This is a genomic window from Pseudomonas sp. UBA6562, from assembly GCF_002434265.1.
GTDB lineage: Bacteria > Pseudomonadota > Gammaproteobacteria > Pseudomonadales > Pseudomonadaceae > Aquipseudomonas.
In genome coordinates this window covers 678606-701302 of record NZ_DJJS01000007.1, presented here as the reverse complement: position 1 = coordinate 701302, position 22697 = coordinate 678606, and the positions used below count along the sequence as shown (strand labels likewise).

The 22697-nt window shown below is 65.8% G+C and carries 19 protein-coding genes, 1 pseudogene and 2 riboswitches; of the genes and pseudogenes, 9 read left to right on the top strand and 11 right to left on the bottom strand.

Features of this window, described 5'->3' with window-relative positions; translation table 11 throughout:
* Position 1 precedes the first annotated feature (1 nt).
* On the bottom strand, positions 2 to 262 hold the full coding sequence (locus B4M43_RS15135) for a DUF1652 domain-containing protein (protein WP_296268260.1): 261 nt from the start codon (positions 260 to 262) through the stop codon (positions 2 to 4).
* Positions 263 to 702: 440 nt separating this feature from the next.
* Between B4M43_RS15135 and B4M43_RS15130 the strand changes: the two genes are divergently transcribed.
* A complete protein-coding gene (locus B4M43_RS15130) occupies positions 703 to 1617 on the top strand; it encodes a site-specific integrase (RefSeq protein ID WP_296268259.1) in 915 nt (304 codons plus the stop codon).
* Positions 1618 to 1634: 17 nt separating this feature from the next.
* Here B4M43_RS15130 and B4M43_RS15125 read toward each other — a convergent pair whose 3' ends face one another.
* The 3 genes from B4M43_RS15125 to B4M43_RS15115 form a co-directional block, all read right to left on the bottom strand.
* On the bottom strand, positions 1635 to 1961 hold the full coding sequence (locus tag B4M43_RS15125) for a hypothetical protein (RefSeq protein WP_296268258.1): 327 nt from the start codon (positions 1959 to 1961) through the stop codon (positions 1635 to 1637).
* Between the two features lie 143 nt (positions 1962 to 2104).
* On the bottom strand, positions 2105 to 3457 hold the full coding sequence (locus B4M43_RS15120) for a GntP family permease (protein WP_296268257.1): 1353 nt from the start codon (positions 3455 to 3457) through the stop codon (positions 2105 to 2107).
* Positions 3458 to 3563: 106 nt separating this feature from the next.
* Complete coding sequence (locus tag B4M43_RS15115) at positions 3564 to 4103, bottom strand: gluconokinase (protein ID WP_296268256.1); 540 nt, start codon at positions 4101 to 4103, stop codon at positions 3564 to 3566.
* A gap of 210 nt (positions 4104 to 4313) precedes the next feature.
* On the opposite strand from B4M43_RS15115, the gene B4M43_RS15110 reads away from it, so the two are divergent.
* Positions 4314 to 5333 (top strand): LacI family DNA-binding transcriptional regulator, encoded by a 1020-nt coding sequence (locus B4M43_RS15110; RefSeq protein ID WP_296268255.1) that lies wholly within the window; start codon positions 4314 to 4316, stop codon positions 5331 to 5333.
* A gap of 102 nt (positions 5334 to 5435) precedes the next feature.
* Here B4M43_RS15110 and B4M43_RS15105 read toward each other — a convergent pair whose 3' ends face one another.
* Complete coding sequence (locus B4M43_RS15105; RefSeq protein ID WP_296268254.1) at positions 5436 to 6986, bottom strand: sensor histidine kinase; 1551 nt, start codon at positions 6984 to 6986, stop codon at positions 5436 to 5438.
* A 353-nt stretch (positions 6987 to 7339) separates the two neighbouring features.
* Between B4M43_RS15105 and B4M43_RS21185 the strand changes: the two are divergent.
* Together B4M43_RS21185 and B4M43_RS21180 are read left to right on the top strand one after the other, a co-directional pair.
* Positions 7340 to 8155, top strand: a pseudogene (locus B4M43_RS21185) (PAS domain-containing protein); the annotation flags it as partial.
* A 45-nt stretch (positions 8156 to 8200) separates the two neighbouring features.
* A complete protein-coding gene (locus B4M43_RS21180; RefSeq protein ID WP_414707859.1) occupies positions 8201 to 8695 on the top strand; it encodes a methyl-accepting chemotaxis protein in 495 nt (164 codons plus the stop codon).
* Here the strand turns inward: B4M43_RS21180 and B4M43_RS15095 are convergent.
* From B4M43_RS15095 to B4M43_RS15070, 6 genes are all read right to left on the bottom strand, one after another.
* Positions 8670 to 11945, bottom strand: a complete 3276-nt coding sequence (locus B4M43_RS15095; protein WP_296268252.1) for a transporter substrate-binding domain-containing protein — start codon at positions 11943 to 11945, stop codon at positions 8670 to 8672. The two genes, B4M43_RS21180 and B4M43_RS15095, sit on opposite strands and share 26 nt — an antisense overlap.
* Before the next feature lie 7 nt (positions 11946 to 11952).
* On the bottom strand, positions 11953 to 12567 hold the full coding sequence (locus tag B4M43_RS15090) for a response regulator transcription factor (protein ID WP_296268251.1): 615 nt from the start codon (positions 12565 to 12567) through the stop codon (positions 11953 to 11955).
* 239 nt (positions 12568 to 12806) lie between these two features.
* Positions 12807 to 13553, bottom strand: a complete 747-nt coding sequence (gene cobM / locus B4M43_RS15085) for a precorrin-4 C(11)-methyltransferase (RefSeq protein ID WP_296268250.1) — start codon at positions 13551 to 13553, stop codon at positions 12807 to 12809.
* A gap of 31 nt (positions 13554 to 13584) precedes the next feature.
* A complete protein-coding gene (locus tag B4M43_RS15080; RefSeq protein WP_296268249.1) occupies positions 13585 to 13986 on the bottom strand; it encodes a cobalamin biosynthesis protein in 402 nt (133 codons plus the stop codon).
* On the bottom strand, positions 13979 to 14668 hold the full coding sequence (locus B4M43_RS15075) for a CbtA family protein (RefSeq protein WP_296268248.1): 690 nt from the start codon (positions 14666 to 14668) through the stop codon (positions 13979 to 13981). The genes B4M43_RS15080 and B4M43_RS15075 overlap by 8 nt, the downstream gene beginning before the upstream one ends.
* A 10-nt stretch (positions 14669 to 14678) precedes the next feature.
* Positions 14679 to 14864 carry a CbtB domain-containing protein gene (locus B4M43_RS15070; protein WP_296268247.1) on the bottom strand — a complete coding sequence of 62 codons (186 nt, stop codon included), beginning with the start codon at positions 14862 to 14864 and terminating at the stop codon, positions 14679 to 14681.
* 92 nt (positions 14865 to 14956) lie between these two features.
* Positions 14957 to 15183, bottom strand: a riboswitch (cobalamin riboswitch).
* Positions 15184 to 15265: 82 nt separating this feature from the next.
* A riboswitch (cobalamin riboswitch) is annotated at positions 15266 to 15455 on the top strand.
* 107 nt (positions 15456 to 15562) lie between these two features.
* Here B4M43_RS15070 and cobW point away from each other — a divergent pair.
* The 5 genes from cobW (at position 15563) to B4M43_RS15045 (ending at position 22678) form a co-directional block, all read left to right on the top strand.
* Positions 15563 to 16633 carry a cobalamin biosynthesis protein CobW gene (cobW, locus tag B4M43_RS15065; RefSeq protein ID WP_296268246.1) on the top strand — a complete coding sequence of 357 codons (1071 nt, stop codon included), beginning with the start codon at positions 15563 to 15565 and terminating at the stop codon, positions 16631 to 16633.
* A gap of 3 nt (positions 16634 to 16636) precedes the next feature.
* On the top strand, positions 16637 to 20398 hold the full coding sequence (gene cobN / locus B4M43_RS15060) for a cobaltochelatase subunit CobN (RefSeq protein WP_296268245.1): 3762 nt from the start codon (positions 16637 to 16639) through the stop codon (positions 20396 to 20398).
* Position 20399: 1 nt separating this feature from the next.
* The gene (locus B4M43_RS15055) at positions 20400 to 21401 is read left to right on the top strand and encodes an ATP-binding protein (protein WP_296268244.1); all 1002 of its coding nucleotides are present in this window, start codon (positions 20400 to 20402) and stop codon (positions 21399 to 21401) included.
* A gap of 53 nt (positions 21402 to 21454) precedes the next feature.
* Complete coding sequence (locus B4M43_RS15050; protein WP_414707858.1) at positions 21455 to 22069, top strand: vWA domain-containing protein; 615 nt, start codon at positions 21455 to 21457, stop codon at positions 22067 to 22069.
* A gap of 171 nt (positions 22070 to 22240) precedes the next feature.
* Positions 22241 to 22678, top strand: a complete 438-nt coding sequence (locus tag B4M43_RS15045) for a PACE efflux transporter (RefSeq protein WP_296268243.1) — start codon at positions 22241 to 22243, stop codon at positions 22676 to 22678.
* Positions 22679 to 22697: the final 19 nt, after the last annotated feature.

Sequence of the window (22697 nt, the reverse complement as noted above, 5' to 3'; positions counted from 1 at the left end):
CTCAGCTGGCGTTGCGCAGGGTGCAATAGGGGACGAAGGCGTCCATCTCCGCCTCGACCGATTCGATGATCCACTCGACGTCGGCCGGGGCCATGATCGCCGCGCAGGGAATGCCAGCGATGGCCATGAGGGTTTCGCCGCTGGCGCGGTCGAACAGGCGCACGATCATGCTGTTCGGCGCATCCATGCTGGCCTCGAAGCCCAAGGGGTGGAAATGCCAGCGCATCATTTGGCAAGCGTTGGGAAACGTCATCTTGTTCATGCCAGCCTCCGTATTCAGGTGAACCGGTGATGGGGCATCTTTGGGCGCGCCCTTGTGGGAATCATTACCTTAGCAGCCATGTCGAGGAAGGTTCCGCTCAAAACATGATTATTTGATGACGCTGCGCGCTCAATCACACTCGGGACGTTGGCTTGCGGCTGCGCGTTAGAGCGGGGCGGCAGGGATTTGCAAATATTGGCGCGCCAGCTTTCATCGGACCAACGGTCGGCTACCGGACTTAGAGGCTGGTGTCGGTCGGCTTGGTGCCAGGTTCGAAGGTACGCGACGAATGGGTTACCATGGCCCGCTGTATCGCCGGCAGCGCTATAACCCTGCACACGGTAGCCCGGCTTGCCCGCACCGAACCAGACGCGCCCGGCTGAACCGCCTGCGCTCGTGACGGCCCCACGTCGCCTGCGCCCCGCAACAGGATTCGCGCCTTGTCAGACCTCCTGCAAAACCCTCTGCTGCAATACCTCACCCGCCTGGCACCGTCCAGCCAGCAGACCATGCGCTATGTGCTGCAAGACGCCGCCGACCGGCTCGGCTTCGAAGACCAGGACATCACCGAAGTGCCTTGGCAGCGTCTGGAGCCGGGGCACATCATCGGCCTGGTGGCGGCGCTGCGCGCCGATGGCTACGCGCCCAACTCCTCTTCGCTCTACGTCAACGCCATTCGTGGTGTGATGAACGAGGCCTGGCGCCAGGGGTTGATCGACCACGAGCACTTGTTGCGCATCCGCGAGGTCAAACCGGACAACGGTACCCGCCTGCCGCCCGGGCGTAATCTGCGCCGCAGCCTGATCCGCGAACTGATGGACGTGTGCGCCGCCGATCCGCGGCCCCAGGGGGTGCGTGACGCAGCGATCATCGCTTTGCTCTATGGCACAGGCATGCGCAAGTCGGAGTCGGTGGATATCGACCTGAATCAGGTGGACTTCAAGGAGCGAAGCCTACGGGTGCGGGGCAAGGGCAACCGTCAATTGCTCAAATACGCACCGCCCTGGGCGTTCGAGAAGTTGCAGGCCTGGCTCGAGCTGCGACAGGCGCAACTGCCGGCAGGGGCGGCGGACGACGGCTTTTTGTTCAACCGTATTCGCCGTGGCAACCACATCACGCGCGCGCGCATCACCAAACACGCCATCTATTACATCGCGCGCCAGCGAGGGGCTCAGGTGGGTATCAAGATCATGCCCCACGATTTTCGCCGGGCCTTCATCACGCGGGTGATCGAAGAGCACGATCTGTCGATTGCGCAAAAATTGGCGCACCACGCCAACATCCAGACGACGGCCGCTTATGACCGCAGGGACGACAACGAACGGCGCAGGGCAGTGGATCGGTTCGATTACTGACCTGCGCCGTTCGCCGCTCAGGGCTGTTGGGTGGCACCAGGGGTCATGGTGGCCCCACCAGCGTCGGTGCCGGTGCCAGTGCCCATTCCAGGCAGGCTCTGGTCGTCGGCAGGGTTGGTCAGCGTGCGCTGATCTTCGCCCGGCAGACGTTGGTCGTCGCCTGGCAGACGTGGGTCGGTGTCGCGCGGCATCGGCTTTTCCACCGGGTTAAGGGTGCTGTCCACGCCCGGAGTCGGCGCAGGGTTATGTGGGTCGTCCGGGAAGGTGGTGCCCGTACCCGCGCCGGCGGCGGCGAATGTCAACGGCGAGACGAGCAGGGCGACTAACAGCAGGGATCGTTTCATAGTGGCGCACTCCAGCGATGATCGGGAGGGCCCTCGCCCAGCCCACCAAACACGGGAGTGGGCGCGCCGAGCGTGCGGGGCGAGGGCCTCTAGGGCTTTTGGCCATCAGCCCTGGAAGATGGTGCGACCGTTCCGATCAACGGTCACACAAGCGTCGACAACGCCATGATGAAGATGATGCCGACCACCGATAGCAGGGTTTCCATCATCGTCCAGGTCTTCAAGGTTTCAGCCACGGTCATGTTGAAGTACTGCTTGACCAACCAAAAGCCTGCGTCGTTGACGTGCGAAAGGATCAGCGAGCCGGCGCCGGTGGCCAGCACCAGCAGCTCGCGGTTCACGCCGGGGATCAAATCCACCACCGGGGCCACGATGCCGGCACCGGTGATGGTCGCCACGGTCGCCGAACCGGTCGCCACACGGATCACCGCCGCCACCAGCCAGGCCAGCAGGATCGGCGAGATTTCCGCCTGCACCGCCATCTGCCCGATCACGTTGCCCACGCCGGTATCGACCAGCATCTGTTTGAAGCCGCCCCCCGCACCGACGATCAGCACGATGGCCGCCGTGGGCGCCAGGCTCTGGTCGAGCATCTTCATGATCTGCTGGCGCGAGAAGCCGCGCGCCGAGCCGAAGGTGTAGAACGCCAGCAGCAGGGCAGCGAGCAGAGCGGTGATGGGGTGGCCGATCAGGTCGAGCCACTGGCGCACGATGTGCTCTGCGGGCAGCACCACGTCGGCGAAGGTCTTGAGCAGCATCAACGCCACCGGCAGCAGCACGGTAATGAGGGTGACGGTGAAGCTCGGCAGTTCACGGGCCTGCGATTCGCGGGCGATCTGGTCCATCAGCTCTTGCGACGGCGTACCGGGGATATAGCGCGAGATGAAGGTGCCGAACAGGGGACCGGCGATGATCGCGGTGGGCAGTGCCACCAGCAGGCCATAGAAGATGGTCTTGCCGATGTCGGCCTTGAAGATGCCAATGGCCAGCAGTGGGCCCGGGTGCGGCGGCACCAGCCCGTGCACCACCGACAGCCCGGCCAACAGCGGGATGCCGATCTTCACCAGCGACACGCCAGTGCGCCGCGCGACGATGAATACCAGGGGGATCAGCAGCACGAAGCCGATTTCGAAGAACAGCGGGATACCGACCAGGAAGGCCGAAAACATCATGGCCCAGTGCACGTTGCGCTTGCCGAACGCGCGGATCAGCGTCTGCGCGATCTGGTCGGCGCCGCCCGAGTCGGCCATCAGCTTGCCGAGCATTGTGCCCAGCGCCAACACGATGCCGACGAAGCCCAGCACGCCGCCGAAGCCGTCCTGGAAGGATTTCATCACTTTGGCCACCGGCATGCCGGAGGTCAGGCCGAGAAAACCTGCGGCCAGGGTCAGGGCGACGAAGGGGTGAACCTTGAAGTGGGTGATCAGCACGATCAACCCGACGATGGTGACCAGTGCATCGAGCAGCAGGAAGGTGTCAGTAGCCATTCCGAACATGGGAGTAAGCCTCGGTTTTATCGTTGTTGTGTCTGCGGGCCGCGTGTTCTAGCGAATACAGGGTAGTCCAGACAGCGCTGTCTTTGGTGAGCCGGGAGCGCGGCCATCAGGCCGTGCGGGCCAGGCCCGACTCACCGGGGTGCTTTAGCCAGGCGTCGACCTGCTCGGCCAGGGTCACGATGGGGCGGGTGGCGTCGAGGGTCAGGGTCAGCGCCTCGCCGGTGGGTGACTCCAGGGCGGCGAACTGGCTGTCGATCAGACTGGCCGGCATGAAGTGGCCCGGACGGGCGAGCACACGCTTTTCCGCCTCCAGGGGCGTCAGTTCGAGAAACACGAAGCCCAGGCCCGGCACGGCCTCGCGCAAGGTTTCCCGATAACGCCGCTTGAGCGCCGAGCAGGTCAGCACGGGTCGCTCGCCAGCGGCGATGGCTGCTTGCAGCTCTTCGCCCAGACGCACCAGCCAACCGGCGCGGTCGGCATCGTCCAAGGCGATACCGGCACTCATCTTGCGGATGTTCTCGGCAGGGTGGAACGCATCGCCTTCGATCAGGCGGCCGCCGCTGGTGGCGACGATGGCAGAGCCGATGCAGCTTTTGCCGCAACCGGCCACGCCCATGACGACGAGGGCAGACAGGGAAGGGTTCATCAGTACCTCCTGCGGGGCAAGACAGCGCTGTCTTGATGTTGGCGCAAGCCAGCGGCGCGTGACTTTCCCGGGTTTTATTGATCTTGTGCTGAACGCAGTATGGACGCATAGGCAACGTCGGCCAGCAAGGATGCGTTGCCTGGGGCGTGAGACAGCGCTACCTTAGTGACCGTTCCCAGCCCATGCAAGTAGTAAAAAATTACAAATCTCATGACTCGCTCTGGCTCGCGTACCACAGGTCGTCCCACTCTCGCCGAAGTGGCCCGGCTTTCCGGCGTTTCCCCGATCACCGCTTCCCGCGCACTGCGTGGCGTGGCCACGGTTGCGCCGGAACTGGCCGAAAGGGTGCGCGCGGCTGCCACCGCCCTGGGCTACGTCGCCAACTCCGCCGCCCGTGCGCTGGCCTCGGCACGCAGCCATTCGGTGGTCGTGCTGATTCCTTCGCTGTCCAATCAGCTGTTCATCGATACCCTGGAAGCGATCCATACGGTCATGCGCCCGCGTGGCCTGGAAGTGCTGATCGGCAACTATCACTACGACAGCGCCGAAGAAGAGAACCTGATCCGCAACTACCTGGCCTACCAGCCGTGCGGCATGTTGCTGACCGGTTTCGACCGCAGCGAGGCGTCATTGCACATGCTGGCTGCGAGTGCCATACCCTGCGTGTACATGATGGAGCTGGGCGGGCAGGCAGAGGATTTTGCGGTGGGCTTCTCGCAGTTCGAGGCCGGACGCGCCGCCGCACGGCATCTGCTGGAGCGTGGCCGGCGCCGGCTGGGTTTCATCGCCGCGCAACTCGACCCGCGCGTCATGCAGCGGGCCGAAGGCTTTCGTCAGGGCCTGCGAGAAGCTGGCCTGAGCGCGCCGGAACTGGAGTTGCTGGTGCCCGAACCTTCCTCCATCGCGCTGGGCGGCGCGTTGTTCAGCCGGATGCTGGCGCGTGCCGGCGATGTCGATGGCTTGTTCTTCTGCAATGACGACTTGGCCCAGGGGGCCATCCTGCAAGCCCTGCGCGAAGGCGTTGCAGTGCCGCAGCGTGTGGCCATGGTCGGGTTCAACGACCTGCCGGCTTCGGCGCACATGGTCCCGCGCCTGACCTCGATTCGCACCCCACGGGCGGCGGTAGGCCGCGCGGCAGCCCAGGCCTTGCTCGCGCTACTCGATGGCAAAGCCGTGACGACGCCGCAGCAGGACTTGGGTTTCGAGTTGATGGTGCGCGAAAGCTCCTGAGGGCTTCAGGTGCAGCCAGCGCACCGCACCCTTGGGAAAAGCGGGGGACGGTCTGTCCCCCCTTCACGCATCGCTCGAGCACTGTCGCGAAAGGCCGCACATTCAAAGCTTGAAGCGCACCTTGATCGTGCTGAGCCCCGTGGACGTATCCAGCGTAATGGCCTCTTCGCCATAGCGCGAATAGCTCTTGACCATGCGCATGCCCAGCCCGGTCCCGCTCGGCTTGGGGTAGTGCTCCGGGAAGCCGTCGCCTTCGTCGGACACCACGATCAAGGCGTCTTGCGCCCGACGCACGACGTCGACGGTAATGGCGCCGCGCCCGTATTTCAAAGCATTGGTCACCAGTTCCGAAACCACCAGCCCCAACGGCGCCATACGTTCGGCTGGCAACAGGAAGTCTTCCACGGTCCAGGCGATGGGCGGGTCGCCGAAAGCCGCCTTCATGTCGGCGAGCAGCGCGCTCAGGTACTTTTGGGCGCTCACCTCTTCGCCTTGGACATCCTGATACAACTGCTCGTGTACCGTGGCGATGGTCTGCACACGGCTGGCGGCGGTACGCAGTTGGGCCTTGACCGTGTCTTCGGTGGACAGGTTGGCCTGCAGCAACAACAAGGTGTTGACCAGGTGCAGGCTGTTCTTCACCCGGTGGTGGGTTTCTTCGAGGTGCAGGCCGTGTTCCGTCAACTGGGTGTTCTGCGCCTCGACCAGGGCCGTCAGGCGCCGCTCCTGTTCGTGGCGCTCGGTGATATCGCGCGAGACCGCGATGATCTTTTCGATCTGGCCATCGCGGCCAAGAATCGGCGCGGCGGTGACGTCCCACCACTTCGGTTCGCCTTTGGCCGTGGGGCAGCCCGATTCGAACCGCACCGAGTTGCCCTGGCCCACTTGAAGCAAAGCATTCTCAATGGCGGCTTTTGCACCGTCGGGCCACAGATCGACCCAGCGCTTGCCAGCGACAGCGCGCATGTCGTCGATCTGCATCCGACACAGGCCGGCTTCGTTGAAGAACTCAATCTCGCCGTCGCGCGAGAGGATCTTCACGCAGTCGGGACTTGCGTTGAGCACGGTCTCGGAGTAGGCGTGGGGGCTATTGCGCTCCAGCTGGGCGGCCAGCCGCTCGGTGGCCATGGAGATGATGTTGGCCAGCCCTTCGAGAAACACCACGTCGCTGTCGATGAAGTCGTCACCGTCGCGGCTGTCGACTTCCAGCACGCCGAACGTGGCCGCCGTGCCACGCACTGGCACGTTGATCGCGCGTTCGATGCCGTAGTCGCGCAACAGCGAGGGTGTTCTGAACCTCAGTTCCTGGCCCAAGTGGTTGGAAATGATCGGGCGATTGTTGGTGAAGGCGTAGCCTGCCGGGCTGGCATCGTCCGCGCCTACGGTGGCCGTGCCGATGTCCTTGGGCGACCAGCCCACCCCATGGGTGAGGCGAAACAGCGTCGTACCCGGCACAGGTTGCAAGACTTTGGCGAAAGGCGTGTCCATGCCTTGGGCTGCAGTGGCGCAGGCTTGGGTGAGCAGTTCGTCGAGGCAGCCCATCTTCAGCGACTGTACGGCGAAACCTACCACCAGTTCGTGCTGTTTGCGCAGGCGGTTGTGCGAAATCTGCAACGCAGCGCGAATGACTTCGTCGGGTGACAGGTGAGGCATGGCAAGTGTCCAGCGTTGGCAGATGGGGAGGGGGGCACTCAAGCGCCCAAGTCAGCGCGGGCGATTCGGTGCGAATGTCAGGTCCGGGGCTGGAACGCGGTGCAATTTACACGGATCGCGTCGATAGGAGTAGCCATCGTCTGCGTATCTGATCGGGTACGTCGAAATAGGCAGACCTCGTATCGCTCATTCGACCTTGGCCAATGCTCCGAATCGGTGGAAACGGATCGACGGAGTCCGCTAATGCTGTGCATCCGCTTGGAGCGCAAGGGCCCGACAGACCATGCGACCGGTAGCGTCGCGCTGGCGACGAACGTAGTGGCAGATCGCTTGCCAAGCTAAGACGCCAAGGTATGCTCAGTTTACCGCGCATAAAGGAGGCCGGCGTCATGTTCGAGTTCCATCGCAAATCCGATCTGGTCGAAATTCAGCGCGGTCGCCAAGCCTTGGCGCGCAGCGAGGCCAGGTATGCGGCCCTCGACCGAGCCATGGCGATCATCGAATTCGCGCCCGACGGCACCATCCTCGACGCCAACGCACGGTTCTGCGAGGCCACCGGCTACGCGCTGGAGGAACTTCAGGGCCAGCACCATCGGCTGTTCTGCGATCCGGCCTACGCGCAGAGCGAGGCCTACAGGCTGTTCTGGCAAGACCTGGCCCATGGCATCGTTGCCAGCGGCACGTTCGAACGCCGCGATCGCGATGGCCATGAGGTCTGGCTGGAGGCCAGCTACCTGCCGGTGCTGGATGAGCATGGTATGGTGGTACGGGTGATCAAGGTCGCGGCCAACATCACGCGCAGAGTCCGGCAGACCCACGAGCAGGACGGTCTGCTGAACGCCATAGGCCGGTCGATGGCGATCATCGAGTTCACCCCGCAGGGCGAGGTGCTCACGGCCAACGACAACTTCCTTTCCACACTGGGCTATACGCTCGATGAGGTGGTCGGGCGCCATCACAGTCTGTTTTGCCTGCCCAGGGAGCGCGAGTCGGCGCAATACCGCGAGTTCTGGGCCTCGCTCAACCGTGGCGAGTATCACTCGCACCGCTTCGAGCGGGTCGGTAAAGACGGACGCACGGTATACCTGGAAGCTTCCTATAACCCCATTTTCGACAACAAAGGCCGGCTGCAGAAGGTGGTCAAGTTCGCCACCGACATCACCGCCCAGGTCACTACCCAGCACACGGCCGCAGAGGCGGCGCACGCAAGCTCCGTGCAAACCGATGTCTGCGCACGCAAAGGCACCGAGGTGGTGCAGCAGACCGTGGCGGTGATCGAACAGATCTCGCAGGAACTCAACGACGCCGCGCGAAACCTGGACGCGGTCAGCCGGCAGTCGGACACCATCGGCCAGATCGTGCTGACCATCCGCGGCATTGCCGAGCAGACCAACCTGCTGGCGCTCAATGCCGCCATCGAGGCGGCCCGTGCCGGCGCCCACGGACGTGGGTTCGCGGTGGTGGCCGATGAAGTGCGCAATCTGGCGGCGCGCACCAGCAAGGCTACGGTGGAGATCGTGGAGGTGGTCCGGCACAACCATGACTTGTCGCTCACCGCCGTAGCCAGCATGCAGTCGAGCCTGGACCGTACCGGTCAAGGGGTGGCATTGGCCAGCGAGGCGGGCACGGTGATCATGCAGATCCAGCAAGGCTCGCGCGATGTGGTCGAAGCGATCAACCAGATCAGCTCGACGCTTCAGTTGCGTTGAGCTCGTGTGTCAGTTCGCTCGCCAGCGTTTGCAGACAGGCTTCCAACGCCTGGCGCGCAGGGTCGAGCGGTTTGCCGGTGGCACAGGCCAGCTCCAGGGCTTCGCAGTGCTCGACCACCGCTTTGACCTTGAGCATCTTGGCACCGCCCTTGATCCGGTGCACCAGTGCCTGCACAGCCTCGGCAGTGGGCGCCGAGCCCAGCTCTCGTAGCGCCTGCAAGTCTTCGGCATTGCTCTGGGCAAGCTGCTCGAGCAGCCGGCGCACCAACTGCTCGTCGCCCTGGGTGAGGTGCAGCAGGCTGTTCAGGTCGAAGCCGCTGCCCTGTGTGGGCAGCGTTCGTGGCTGCACGCTTTGGGTGGGCAGGTGGGCCTTGAGCGTGCGCAACCCCACCGGTTTGAACAGACAGTCGTCCATACCGCTTTGCAGGCAGCGCTGGCGCTCTTCGACCTGGGCGTTGGCCGTGATGCCGATGATGACGCACGCCGGCCGCTGCCCTTGGCGCTCCAGCTCGCGGATGCGCTGAGCCAGGGCATGACCGTCCATCACCGGCATGCTGCAGTCGGTGATGACCAGATCGAAGGCATGGGCCTGCCAGAGTGCCAGGGCCGCCACCCCGTGTTCGGCCAACATCACCCGGTGGCCCAAGGCGGTCAGCTGCTTGTCCATCAGCAGCAAGTTGGCGGGGTAGTCGTCGACCACCAGGATGTTGAGCGAGCAGGCAGGTGTCGGTGTGTCGAGACTGGCTGGCTGGGATGGCGCCACCGGTTGCGCACTGGGCAGATCGAGGAGGACGCTGACCCGGGTGCCAACGCTTTCCACGCTTTGCAACTCCAGCTCGCCGCCCATCAGGTGGCACAACGTGCGGCTGATCACCAATCCCAGGCCGGCGCCCTGGCGCGCTTGCCCGCTGCCGAGCTGGGTAAAGGCAGTGAATAGCCGAGCCTGGTCGGCGGCGCTGATGCCTACGCCGCTGTCCTGCACCTGCAGCTCGACGGACAGACTGTCGTTACTCGTGGACGGAGTGACCTGCAGCGAAACCACGATCTTGCCGTGATCGGTGAACTTGATGGCGTTGCTCAGCAGATTGGACAGCACCTGACGAAAGCGCACCGGATCGATCAGCACCCAAGCCGGTTCGCTGGGTAACTGCAACTGAACCTCCAGCCCCTTGATCCGCGCATTGCCTTCGAACACGCGCACCGTGGTGCGAACGCTTTCCAGCAGGTCCACCGGTGCCGGATGCAACGTCAGATGGCCGGCTTCCACCCGAGAGATGTCGAGGATGTCGCCGATCAGTTCGAGCAGGCCGACGGCCGAATCGTGCGCGGTCTTGAGCGACACGGTATCGCAGTGACCGCTCCGGCTGTCTTCGAGCGCCAGCTCCAGCAGGCCGATCACCGCATTCATGGGGGTGCGGATCTCGTGGCTCATGGTGGCCAGGAAAGTACTTTTCGCCTGGCTGGCCTGCTCGGCGTCGTTCTTCGCCTGGCTGAGTTGTTCCAACAGGCTTCGGCTCAATGCCAATTGTGCTTGCAGCGCTCGCTGGGCTTCGGTGCGCTGGTGGATCAGCTTGCGCAAGTAGGTGTTCCAGAACACGACACCGGCCAACAGCACCAGGGAAAAGACTGCCAGTTGCAGCATGAGCGTGCGGTAGTCGCGCCAGGGGCTGTCGCTGGCCACCGCGTTGACGCGCCAGCGGTTGATCAACTGCTCCAGCTCGTCGGGTGGAATGCTCATGAGCGCCTTGTCGAGGATGTTTTGCAGCAGCGGCAATTGCGGTGCCACACCGAATGCCGCTACGGCTGGTTCCTCGTCCAGCACCGAGGCGATTTTCAGAATGTCCTTGAATACATGGTTGATGTAGTAGGTCGCGTTGACCTGTGAGCTCAAGGCCGCGTCGGCGTCGCCATTGGCGACGGCCTCCATCATGCGCAGAGGGTTGGCGACCTCGATGAAACGCAGGTGTGGATAGCGGGCATGCAGCTCCTCGCGCATGGGCGAGCCGGCCAAGAGGGCTACGCGCTGCTGGTCCAGCAGACCGGGAGCGAGGGCAGGCTGGTCGCTACGCGTGACCAGCACCCGCGGGCTGACCAAATAAGGCCGAGTGAAGCGCAGGCGTGAGGCGCGCTCGGTGCCGTAGCCCAAGGCGCCCACCAGCTCGGCATCGCCACGGACCACCTGGTCGACCATTTCTTGCACCGAATCGCTGCGCACCATCTGGAAGCGCAAGCCAGTGCGCAGGCCGATCTGCTCGAGCAGGTCGACGGTCGCACCGCGCGGTTGCTGGTTGTCGTCGGTGAAGGTCAGCGGCGCCAGGCTTTCGGTGACCATCACCCGCACCGTAGGGTGCTGGTCGATCCAGCGGCGTTCTTCGCTGGTCAGTGCATTGAGGTTGCGTTCCAGCAGTATGCTGGTGTTGCCGCTGGTCCAGCGCCGCAGGATGTTCAGCCGCTCACTGTTGTAGACACGCTCCAGCGCCTGGTCGACCAAGCGTTTGAGGCGCGGGTTGTCACGGCGCAGGGCAAAGGCGAAGGTACCGGTCGGCCGATCGACGAATTGGTCGATCTTCAGTTGGCCTGGGTAGCTCATGCCAATCAGGTAGTCGGTGCTGATGGCATCGCCCAGGTACACATCGGCCTGATTCAAGGCCACCGCAGCCAGCCCGGCCAGGGTCGAGCGGTACAGGCTCAGTTGCGCCTTGGGATAGAGGCGCTGCACGGTGGCGGTAGGCAGGTAGTGGTCCACGGTGGCCAGGCGCAGCCCGGTGAGGTCGTCATGCTTGCGCAGACGCCGGCCTGGCTGGGTGACGATGACCGGCAGGTCGTCTGCGTAGGGTTGGCTGAGGATGAGGCCGGCATCGTCGGCCTCGAAGGCGTTGGAGCTGCCGAGCAAGTCGATCTGCCCATCGTGCAGCGCCCGGATCGCTTCGGTGCGTGTCGCGAAGCGCTGTACCTGAATGGGAATGCCCAGCTGCTCGCCGATCAACCCTGCATAGTCCGCACTGAGCCCCTCGTAGTCGTGCTGGCTGGTGTTGATCTCGAACGGCGGGTAGTCCGGTGTCGAGCTGCCCACCACCAAGGCCTTGCGCCGCTCCAGCCAACGGCGATCCTGCTCGTCGAGGGCCATGGGCGGTGCTGCGCTCTGCGAGCGGGCGAGCAACTGGCGAGGCTGGCTGTCGACCTGTGACCAGGCGTCGGCCGAAAAGGCCAACAGCCCAGTCAATAGCAGCGTTGGCAGCATCGGCTTCATTCCTAGGTCAGTTCACGTTGTTTCGTTTGGCCAGATCGACCATTTCCACCAGCGATTCGGTCTTGAGCTTGTCCATGATGCGCCCGCGGTAGGTGCTGATGGTCTTGGCGCTGAGGTTCATCTTCTCACCGATGGCCTTGTTGCTTTCGCCTCGGGTGAGCCTGCGCAGCACTTCGACTTCGCGGTTCGACAGGCTGCCCAGACGGTTGGCCTCGCTTTCCAGGGAGCTGCTGTTGACCGACATCTGGGGGAACGTCGAATAGCCCTTGACCATGGCTTTGAGCGCGAAGACCAGGGCGTCGAGGTCTTCGTCCTTGTTGACGAAGGCCGATATGCCAGCATCCAGGCAACGTCGCACGTAGAGGTCGGCCGGCTGGCCGGTGAGGACCATGATCTTCGGCGCAGGCTCCATTAACTGCAAGCGCTTGATCACTTCCATGCCATCCAGACGCGGTAGAGCGATGTCGAGGATCACCACGTCGGGCGACAGCTTGCGGGCCATTTCTACCGCTTGGATACCGTCGCTGGCGGTGCCGAGCAATTGGAACTTCTGGTTTTCCAGCAACATGCTGACGGCGAACCGGATAGCCGCGTGGTCATCGACTACGAGGACGCTGGTCATGGGGAAACTCCTATCGGAAATGTGGTCCGTTTCCTGAAATCACCCAGGAACACGCCGCTACCTCAGCGGAGGACGCGCACCATACGTCGAATCGGATGGCTTGGTAACGGTCGAGGCCGAAGTGTTGAAAAAGCAAGACAATTCTGAGGAAGTTTCCTACAAGCTCTTCGGATGACCTCAGTCTAGGCCATCTCTGCGCGATTGCACCGGCACGCCTGCCAGGGCTCTTTTGGCCTGTTTCAGGGGCGATACAGATGGGCGTGGCTGGCGCGGTACAACGCCGATTCGGCGAAGGGCGTATCGCCCAGAACGTGGCCGACCAGAATCAGCGCCGTGCGCCGAAAGCCCTTGGCGCGGACCTGGCCTGCGATGTCGTCCAGGGTGCCGAGCACCCAGTCCTGGTCCGGCCAGCTGGCGCGGTGCACGACGGCGACTGGGCAGTGACCGCCGTAATGCGGTAGCAGCTCGTCGACGATGCGCGCCAGATGCTTGATGCCCAGATGAATGGCCAGCGTGCAGCCGTGCCGGGCAAGGTCGGCCAGGCGCTCGCCTTCGGGCATGGGCGAACTGTCGCCGTAGCGGGTGAGGATCACCGTCTGCGCCACGCCCGGCAGGGTCAGCTCGCAGCCGAGCAGGGCGGCGCTGGCTGCGGTGGCGGTGACGCCCGGAACGATCTGGTAGGGGACGCCGTGGACGCGCAATTGCGCGATCTGCTCGCCGATGGCCCCATACAGGCTGGGGTCTCCGCTGTGCACGCGGGCCACATCCTGACCCTGGCGGTGGGCATCGAGCATGGCCTCGACGATCTGTTGCAGGTGCAGCTCGGCGCTGTTGAGCAGCGTGACAGCCCGGTGGCCGGCCAGCACGGCCTCGGGTACCAGGGAGCCTGCGTAGATGATCACTGGGCATTGGTGGATCAGGCGTTGGCCCTTGACCGTGATCAGCTCGGGATCGCCTGGGCCGGCACCGATGAAATAGACCGTCATGAAACGTCCTTGCAGAGGGGAGGGGCCGCGATTATCCCTGCCAAGCCAGCGCAAGGGTAGCCGAGCCCGATACTTGCCGCGCCACGCGCAACGTGCAGCGACCTTCCACCTGGCGCGCGGCTGCCAGCGCTGCGCTCTCGGCCACACCCCAGCAGCCGCTGTGGGCGAAAGCGATGGCCGAGCGGTGACTGAGCAAGGGTTGCAGATCTTCCAGACTGGCGACGTCGAAGACCAGCAGTGGCACCTGCAATTGCCCGGCCAATGCCAGCAGGCCCGGTTCCCGGGCCTTACCGGCAATGCTGGCCAGGGCACGCACGGCGCTCAGAGGAAGGCCGTGTCGCTCCAGGGTTCGCGACAGCAATGCCGACAACTGCGCGGCATCGCAACCCTTGCGGCAGCCGAGCCCGGCATACAGCGCAAGGGAATCAGGCACGTTCGGCGCGGCGGTACAGCCAGGCGCTGAGCAGGCCCAGGGCGACCCAGAAGGCCGCATTGGTCAACCAGGAAGCGAGCTTGAACTGCGCCGCCAGCGCCTCGGGCGCCAGGCTTTCGTGGACGGCAGGTTGCGGAGCGCCGATCAGGTGCGGCACGACCAACAGCGCAGCGCCCAGCAGCTTGAAGAGCCAGGAACGGCTGAACGCCAGCAGCGCCAGGCCACAGGCCGTGGCGGCTGCGGTGCCGATCCACCAGGTCTGTCGCTGGGCCAGGTCGGCAGCGGCCGTGCCGGGCAGCTCGGGCGGCAGGCCCAAGGTCGGCGCCAGGCAGAACACCGCAAAGCCTGCCAGGCCCCAAAGCGCGCCACTGGCGACGCGATTGGGTTCGCGCAGGCTGTACAGCGCTACCAGCAGCAAGGCAAAGCCTACGGCTACGACCAGGTTGCCGCCGGTGGTGGCCAGCACCCGTTGCCAGCCGTCCTCGGGCGACCATGCCTCAGCGGAATGCTCATGGGCGGCAGCGCCCTCGGCATGGCTGTGCGTCTGGGCCGCAGGCGCTGCGTTTTCGTAGGTTTCGGCCTGAAGGATCAACGGGCTGACCCACAAGCTCTGCAGCAGGGTCAGCAACAGCGCGGCGAGCAAGCCGCTGAAGCCCGCAGTGCGGGCGATGCGAGTGAGCATGCCGGCGTCCTCAGTGGCAGGGGAAGGCTGCGCTGTGGCGCGTGTCGTGGGCGGCGTTGTGCACGGCGTCGATGTGCGAGAAGCCGGCGAAATACACCAGGCTCAGACCCAACAGGCCGGCGCCGATGGCGATGACCAGGCGTTGGCTGAGGGTGGCGGAGGGGCTGATGGCGGGTTTGCTGCTGGTGATCGGCATGACGTGTTCCTCGGCTGGGAATCGGCAGGTCACGCACGGTCGCCCCGGCGCGGACACGCCAAGTGCAGGCAACGGCGCCCGCCCACCGCGGGGGTTGATCGAGACGCCAGGCCGGTCTCCGGGCTTGCGAGCGGGAGCTTGGCTCCCCAGAGCGCGTCGACCTTCCCACGTGGCTGGCGCCGACGCAGTGGTGTTGCAGACGCATGACTCGCTTACCGTTGCGGGGGCAGCACCGGCATTGTCTGGCCTGCCGTTGCAGACCGTGACGCACCGGTTTCCCGTTTCACCCCGTAGGGGCACCTGACGCAAGGGCGCTAGCAAACCATGGGGCATGATTCCCGTCAATCGGCCGCCCCTCGGCGGCAGCGGTTGACCCCACGCGGGGCACTGCGTAGCCTTGCCGTTTCGAGGTTCTCAGGGGGCATGGTTTCCCTCGCCCACTGAGCTAAGACGGGAACGCGGTGGAGCCGCGGCTGCCCCCGCAACTGTAGGCATCCCAGCCGATCGGCACAGCCACTGCGCGCACGCGGGAAGGCGCCATCGGCACGGCCCCAAGGCCAGGGTGCGAGCCAGGAGACCTGCCTCGGTACGCTTTCGACATCAACCGGGCGGGGTGATCCGGTGGCGAGCACGCCTGGCCGCTCCGGCCGCGGGCGATCGTCCCGCATGCCCGCGCCGTCTGCCAAGGGCACTGAGACATGAAAACACTGGCCAAGCTTCCCGTCACCATCGTCACCGGCTTCCTCGGCTCGGGTAAGACCACCTTGCTCCGGCACATGCTGGACAACGCCCAGGGCCGCCGCATCGCGGTCATCGTCAACGAGTTCGGCGAGTTGGGCATCGACGGCGACCTGCTCAAGCAGTGCAGCATCGGCTGTACGGAAGAGGAGGCGGTGGGCCGGGTCTTCGAACTGGCCAACGGCTGCCTGTGCTGCACGGTGCAGGAAGAGTTCTTCCCGGTCATGCGCGAGCTGGTGGCGCGCCGCGGCGACCTGGACCACATTCTCATCGAAACCAGCGGCCTGGCCCTGCCCAAGCCGCTGGTGCAAGCCTTCCAGTGGCCGGAAATCCGCAATGCCTGCACGGTCGACGCGGTGATCACCGTGGTCGACAGCCCGGCGGTCGCGGCCGGCACCTTCGCCGCCTATCCCGACCAAGTGGACGCCCAGCGCAAGCTCGACCCCAACCTCGACCACGAATCGCCCCTGCACGAGCTGTTCGCCGACCAACTGGCCAGCGCCGACCTGGTGGTGCTGAACAAAGCCGACCTGATCGACGCCGAGGGTCTGGCCCGCGTGCGCGCCGAAGTCCAGGAAGAATTGCCGCCGGCGGTCAAGGTCATCGAGGCCAGCAGCGGTCGCTTGCCACTGGACGTGCTGATCGGCGTGGGCGCCGAGTCTGAGGCGCACATCGACGGCCGCCGCACCCATCACGACTCCCACCACGACGAAGACGGCGAGCACGACGACCACGACCACGACGCGTTCGACTCCATCTCCCTGGAGCTGCCCGAAGCCGACGAGCGCCTGCTGCTCGATGCCCTGGCGCAACTGGTGGCCGAGCACGACATCCTGCGCATCAAAGGCTTCGCCGCCATTCCCGGCAAACCCATGCGCCTGCTCATCCAAGGCGTGGGCAGCCGCTTCGACAAGCACTTCGACCGCCCGTGGCGCGCCGATGAAGCCCGCATCACCCGCTTGGTGCTGATCGGCCAGGACCTCGACGCCGAGCAGCTCGGCGCGCGCCTGCGCCAAGCCCTGGGCGCCTGATCGATGCACCTGTTGCGTACCCAGCCCGGCGGCTTCGTGCCGGACGACAGCATCGCCGATCTGGGTCAGACCCCGGCCGAGCTGGTGATCCTGTGCAGCGGCGATTCGCACCTGGCGCTGTTGGCCGATACGCTCGAGCACCTGCCGGCGGACTTCCCCAGCGTCCGCCTGGCCAACCCCATGCAAGTGCAGAACCACGCCTCGGTCGACCTGTACGTCGACGAGGTGCTGCGCCACGCCAAGGTCATCCTGCTGTCGCTGCACGGGGGTGTGGGTTATTGGCGTTACGGCATCGAACAGTTGGTGCAACTGGCCGAGCGCGGTGTGGAGCTGATCCTGGTACCGGGGGACGACCGCCCCGACCCCGAGCTGACCGATCTGGGCAGCGTGCGCGACGCCCGCGCCGAGCGGCTCTGGCACTACCTGCGCCAGGGCGGCAAGGCCAACGCCTTGAACCTGTTCAACTGCCTGGCCAGCACCTGGTTGGGCCGCGACTACCCCTGGCAGGAGCCGCAGCCCTTGCCGCGCACCAGTGTCTACCACCCTCAGGTGGCCAGCGCCACGTTGCAGGACTGGTATGCGCAGTGGCAGCCGGAGTGGCCGGTGGCGCCGCTGCTGTTCTACCGCTCGCACTTGCAGGCGGCCAACACCGCGTTTCTCGATGTGTTCTGCGAACGTTTGCGAGCGGCCGGCCTCAACCCGCTGCCCATCGCGGTCGCCAGCCTCAAGGAGCCCGAGTGCCTGGCCCAGGTGCAGCACTGGATGGACGAAGTCGACGCCGAGGTGATCGTCAACACCACCGGTTTCGCCCTGTCGAGCCCGGAACGGCCCAACCTGCGCCCGTTGCGTCGCGACGTGCCAGTGCTGCAAGCGATCTGCGCCCAGGACAACCAGCCGGCTTGGGAAGCCAACGAGCAAGGCCTGGGCGCCCGCGACCTGGCCATGCACATCGTTCTGCCTGAACTGGACGGACGCGTCATCACCCGCCCGATCAGCTTCAAGGACCTGGCCTGGCGCAGCGAGCGCAGCCAGGCCGATGTGGTTTGCTACCGCGCGCATCCCGAACGCATGGATTTCGTCGCCGAGCTGGCGCGCCGCTGGGTGGTCCTGGCGCGCCTGCCCAACGCGCAGAAACGCATCGCCCTGGTATTGGCCAACTACCCGACCCGCGACGGTCGCATCGGCAACGGCGTGGGTCTGGATACGCCGGGCGCGGCGCTGAACATCCTGCAAGCCCTGGCCGACCAGGGCTATCCGGTAGAGGCGTTGCCAGAGACCGGCACTGCGTTGATCCAAGCCTTGCTGGGCGGCGTGACCAACGACCTCGACCACCTGGACCAGCGCCCTTGCGCCCAGAGCCTGAGCTTGGAGGACTACCAGCAAGCCTTCGCCCGTCTGCCGCCGAGCAACCGCCAGGCGGTACTGGAGCGCTGGGGCCCGCCCGAACAGGACCCGATGTGCCGTGCCGGGCGCATGATGGTCGCCGGCCTGCGCTTCGGTTCGACCTTCGTCGGCATCCAGCCAGCCCGGGGCTACCAGCTCGACCCCAGCGCGGTCTACCACGACCCCGATCTGGTGCCGCCGCACGGTTATCTCGCGTTCTACTTCTGGCTGCGCCACGCCTATGGCGCCGACGCGCTGATCCACGTCGGCAAACACGGCAACCTGGAATGGCTGCCGGGCAAAGGCGTGGGGCTGTCGGCCGAGTGCTGGCCCGATGCGCTGCTCGGGCCGATGCCCAACGTCTACCCCTTCATCGTCAACGATCCGGGCGAAGGTGCCCAGGCCAAGCGCCGGACCCAGGCGGTGATCATCGACCACCTGATGCCGCCGCTGACCCGCGCCGAAACCTACGGACCGCTGCGCCACCTCGAACGCCTGGCCGACGAGTACTACGAAGCGCAACTGCTCGACCCACGCCGTGCCCGCGAACTGCAGCGCGAGATTCTGGAACTGGTCAAAGCCAACCACATCGACCGCGAACTGCAGCTCGAAGGCCAGCTGGACGACGCCGCGCTCTGGCTGCCACGCCTGGACACCTACCTGTGCGACCTGAAGGAATCGCAGATCCGCGACGGCCTGCACGTGTTCGGCCAGTCGCCCGAAGGCCGCTTGCGCCGCGATACCCTGCTGGCCCTGCTGCGCGTGGAGCGCGGTGACGGCCAAGGCGCCAACGCCAGCCTGCTGCGGGCTTTGGCCAAGGCCCTGGCGCTGGGCTTCGATCCCCTGGACTGCGACCTCGGCGAGCCTTGGCACGGCGCCAAGCCCGCATGCCTGCTGGGCGTCGACGACAGCCTCTGGCGCACCCATGGCGACACCCGCGAGCGCCTGGAGCTGCATGCCCTGGCGCTGATCGAGGCGGCCCTGGCCGGCACCTTGGCCGTGCCGGCCGAACCTGCCTGGCAGCCGGTGCACGCCGTGCTCGACGGTCTGCTGAGGCAAATAGCCCCAGCGCTGGATGGGTGTGGCGAGGCCGAGCTGCAAGGCCTGCTGGCCGCTCTGAGCGGGCGCTTCGTGCCCGCAGGGCCCAGCGGTGCGCCAAGCCGCGGGCGCCTGGACGTGCTGCCCACCGGGCGCAATTTCTACACCGTGGACGTGCGCAACCTGCCCACCACCACGGCCTGGCGCCTGGGCTTCGCCTCGGCCAGCCTGCTGCTCGAACGGCACCTGCAGGACCACGGCGACCACCTGCGCCAGCTCGGCCTGTCGGTATGGGGCACGGCGACCATGCGCACCGGCGGCGACGACATCGCCCAGGCCATGGCGCTGATGGGCGTGCGCCCGGTGTGGGCCAGCGGCTCGCAGCGGGTCGACGACTTCGAGATTCTGCCGGTAAGCGTGCTCGACCGCCCGCGGGTGGACGTGACCCTGCGCGTATCGGGCTTTTTCCGCGACGCCTTCGGCAACCTCATCCGCTTGTTCGATGCCGCCGTGCAGGCCGTCGCCGCTCTGGACGAACCCGACGACTTGAACCCCCTGGCCGCCCGCGTACGCGCCGAGCGCAGCGCGCTGCTGGCCAAGGGCGTCGACGCCGAGCAAGCCGCCCGTGAAGCCGGCTGGCGAGTGTTTGGCGCTAAACCCGGAGCCTATGGCGCAGGGGTGCAGAACGCCATCGACGGGCGCCTGTGGCAAAAACGCGAGGACCTCGCCCAGGTCTACCTCAACCACGGCAGCTACGCCTACGGCGGCCAGGACGAAGGCACCCCGGCGCGCGCGCAGTTCGCCCAGCGTCTGAGCCAGGTGCAGGCGGTGGTGCAGAACCAGGACAACCACGAGCACGACCTGCTCGATTCCAACGACTACTACCAGTTCCAGGGCGGCATGCTGGCGGCTGCGGAAACCCTGGCGCAAACCCAGGTGGCGAGCTACCACGGCGACCATAGCCAGGTCGACCGGCCACGCATCCGCACCCTCAAGGAAGAGCTCAACCGGGTGGTCCGCGCCCGTGCGCTCAACCCCAAGTGGATCGATGGGGTGAAGCGGCACGGCTATAAAGGCGCCTTCGAGATGGCCGCGACGGTGGACAACCTGTTCGCCTTCGACGCCACCACGCACCTAGTCGACGACCACCACTACCAATCCCTGGCCGACGCCTACGTACTCGACCCGGCCACCCGCGACTTCATGCGCGAACATAACCCCGAAGCCCTGCGCGACCTCACCGAGCGCCTGCTCGAAGCGCAGCAGCGCGGACTGTGGCAGGCGCCGGGCGAGTACCGCGAAGCGCTCGAATCCCATTTGCTCGAAGGCGAGGAAGATGCCTGATATGACCGAACCCGTGCAGTTCCCGCTGGCCGCCGTGGTCGGCGCCGACGACCTGAAGCTGGCGCTGTGCCTGACCGCCATCGACCCGCAGATCGGCGGCGTACTGATCGAAGGCCCGCGCGGCATGGCCAAAAGTACACTGGCGCGTGGTCTGGCGGCGTTGCTCGATGACGGCCCCTTCGTCACCTTGCCCCTGGGCGCCAGCGAAGAGCGCCTGGTCGGCACCCTCGACCTCGATGCGGCTTTGGGGCAGGGCAAGACGCAGTTCTCGCCTGGCGTGCTGGCTCGGGCCGATGGTGGGGTGCTGTACGTCGACGAGGTCAACCTGTTGCCCGACGCCTTGGTGGATCTGCTGCTGGATGTGGCCGCCAGTGGCGTCAATCGGGTCGAGCGCGACGGGATCTCCCACCGCCATTCGGCGCGCTTCGTACTGATCGGCACCATGAACCCGGAAGAGGGCGAGTTGCGCCCGCAACTGCTCGACCGCTTCGGCTTGAACGTGCTGCTCGACGGCTCGCCCGCGCCCGAGGCGCGCCAGCAGATCATTCGCCGGCGGCTGGCCTTCGACGCCGACCCGCAAGGTTTCAGCGCCCAGTGGGAGGCGGCGCAGGCGCAGTTGCGCGAGCGCTGCCAGGCCGCTCGGGCGGCATTGGCGCAGATCGAGCTGGACGACGCGTCCCTGGCCAACATCGCCGCCCAGTGCTTCGCCGCCGGCGTGGACGGCCTGCGCGCAGACTTGGTCTGGCTGCGTGCGGCCCGTGCCCACGCTGCTTGGCGTGGCGCCAGCCAGATCGCTGATGAGGATATCCAGGCGGTGGCCGAATTCGCCCTGCGGCATCGGCGCCGGCAATCGGCGCCCGAACAGGCGCCCAACGCACCACCGCCGCCTGCCGGCCAGGCCGACGAACCGCAGGCAGGACACGGCGACTGGGGCGCGTTGCCGCCGCAAGCCGTGAACGGCGGCGCCCGGCGCGAGGTGCCGAATTGGGCAAAAAAGCCCTGAGCATCCGCGCGCGTGGCGCCCATGCGGTGGATGCTCGACCTCGACCGGGGCGCTTGGTCGGCACGCCCCGTGGCAAGGCGCGTAGCGCCGGCGAGGGCCGCGTGGCCTGGGTGCCCACCTTGCTCAAAGGCCGGCCCAGGCAGCGTCGCGACCTGAGCTGGCAACAGCGCCAGGGCCAAGGCCCGGAGCTGTGGCTGGTGATCGTCGATGCCTCGGGCTCGACCCGTCGCCACGGTGCCTTGGCCGAGTGCAAAGGGCTGCTGGCGCAGATGTTCGACCAAGCCTATCGGCAACGCGCCCGTCTTACCCTGCTGACCGCCAGTGGCCGCGAGCCGCGCTGGCAGCGCCATGGCCTCAAGGCCTCCGCAGCCTTGCAGCCTTGGTTGCAGGCGCTCGGCGCCGGTGGTGGCACGCCGCTGTTGGCGGCGCTGGCGCAGGCCCGCGAGTGGCTGGTCGCACGCGCACGCCAGCATCCGGCCGAAGTGCAGCGCTGCTTCGTCTTCACCGACGGCCGTTTGCAGCGCTGGCAGGCCTTGGCGCCGTTGCCGTGTGCCAGTGTGCTGGTGGACATCGAGCGGGCGCCGGTGCGGCTGGGACGGGCGCGACAGTTGGCCGACGAGTTGGCTGCCGAGTACTGGCATTTGGATGCCTTGAGACGGATCGAGTGACGTGCTCTTGCCGTAAGAGGCGCTTTATCCCGTATGGGCGCCTCGGCCTGAGCACAATGGGGCTGGACGAGGGACAGCGTGCCCCTTGATTGACGCACACCGAACAGGCCGTTCTTGCCTCTAAAGCCTCACCACGCTACAACCTCAACGGCCACCGCCAAGGAATTTCCCATGCAAGGCAAGGCCCGCAAGATCGTCCAAGCCATCCTCTACGAAGTCATAGCCGTGGCCTGCGTGGCGCCGGCCCTGGCGTTCCTGTTCGACACTGGCATGGCGCATTCCACGGTGCTGTCGCTCCTGATGTCGGGTATCGCCCTGAGCTGGAACATGGCCTTCAACTGGGCGTTCGAACGCTGGGAAGCCAGTCGCGCCCAGCGTCAGCGCACGCTGTGGCGCCGCTTGCTGCACGCGCTGGGATTCGAAGGCGGCCTGGTGCTGTTGCTGCTGCCTCTGGTGGCGTTCTGGTTGGAGATCGGTCTATGGCAAGCGCTGCTGACCAACCTGGCGCTGTTCGCTTTCTTCTTCGTCTATGCGTTCGCGTTCCAGTGGGCCTTCGACAAGGTGTTCGACGTGCCGTTGTCGGCGCAGCAGGGTGAGTGCCGAGGTTGAGCGGCATAGGGCAGGGAGC

Bases quoted from the DNA above. Each gene is read 5' to 3' on its own strand.
- B4M43_RS15135 (WP_296268260.1), bottom strand. From the start codon at position 262: ATGAACAAGATGACGTTTCCCAACGCTTGCCAAATGATGCGCTGGCAT.
- B4M43_RS15125 (WP_296268258.1), bottom strand. From the start codon at position 1,961: ATGAAACGATCCCTGCTGTTAGTCGCCCTGCTCGTCTCGCCGTTGACA.
- B4M43_RS15120 (WP_296268257.1), bottom strand. From the start codon at position 3,457: ATGTTCGGAATGGCTACTGACACCTTCCTGCTGCTCGATGCACTGGTC.
- B4M43_RS15115 (WP_296268256.1), bottom strand. From the start codon at position 4,103: ATGAACCCTTCCCTGTCTGCCCTCGTCGTCATGGGCGTGGCCGGTTGC.
- B4M43_RS15110 (WP_296268255.1), top strand. From the start codon at position 4,314: ATGACTCGCTCTGGCTCGCGTACCACAGGTCGTCCCACTCTCGCCGAA.
- B4M43_RS15105 (WP_296268254.1), bottom strand. From the start codon at position 6,986: ATGCCTCACCTGTCACCCGACGAAGTCATTCGCGCTGCGTTGCAGATT.
- B4M43_RS15095 (WP_296268252.1), bottom strand. From the start codon at position 11,945: ATGAAGCCGATGCTGCCAACGCTGCTATTGACTGGGCTGTTGGCCTTT.
- B4M43_RS15090 (WP_296268251.1), bottom strand. From the start codon at position 12,567: ATGACCAGCGTCCTCGTAGTCGATGACCACGCGGCTATCCGGTTCGCC.
- cobM (WP_296268250.1), bottom strand. From the start codon at position 13,553: ATGACGGTCTATTTCATCGGTGCCGGCCCAGGCGATCCCGAGCTGATC.
- B4M43_RS15075 (WP_296268248.1), bottom strand. From the start codon at position 14,668: ATGCTCACTCGCATCGCCCGCACTGCGGGCTTCAGCGGCTTGCTCGCC.
- B4M43_RS15070 (WP_296268247.1), bottom strand. From the start codon at position 14,864: ATGCCGATCACCAGCAGCAAACCCGCCATCAGCCCCTCCGCCACCCTC.
- cobW (WP_296268246.1), top strand. From the start codon at position 15,563: ATGAAAACACTGGCCAAGCTTCCCGTCACCATCGTCACCGGCTTCCTC.
- cobN (WP_296268245.1), top strand. From the start codon at position 16,637: ATGCACCTGTTGCGTACCCAGCCCGGCGGCTTCGTGCCGGACGACAGC.
- B4M43_RS15055 (WP_296268244.1), top strand. From the start codon at position 20,400: ATGACCGAACCCGTGCAGTTCCCGCTGGCCGCCGTGGTCGGCGCCGAC.
- B4M43_RS15045 (WP_296268243.1), top strand. From the start codon at position 22,241: ATGCAAGGCAAGGCCCGCAAGATCGTCCAAGCCATCCTCTACGAAGTC.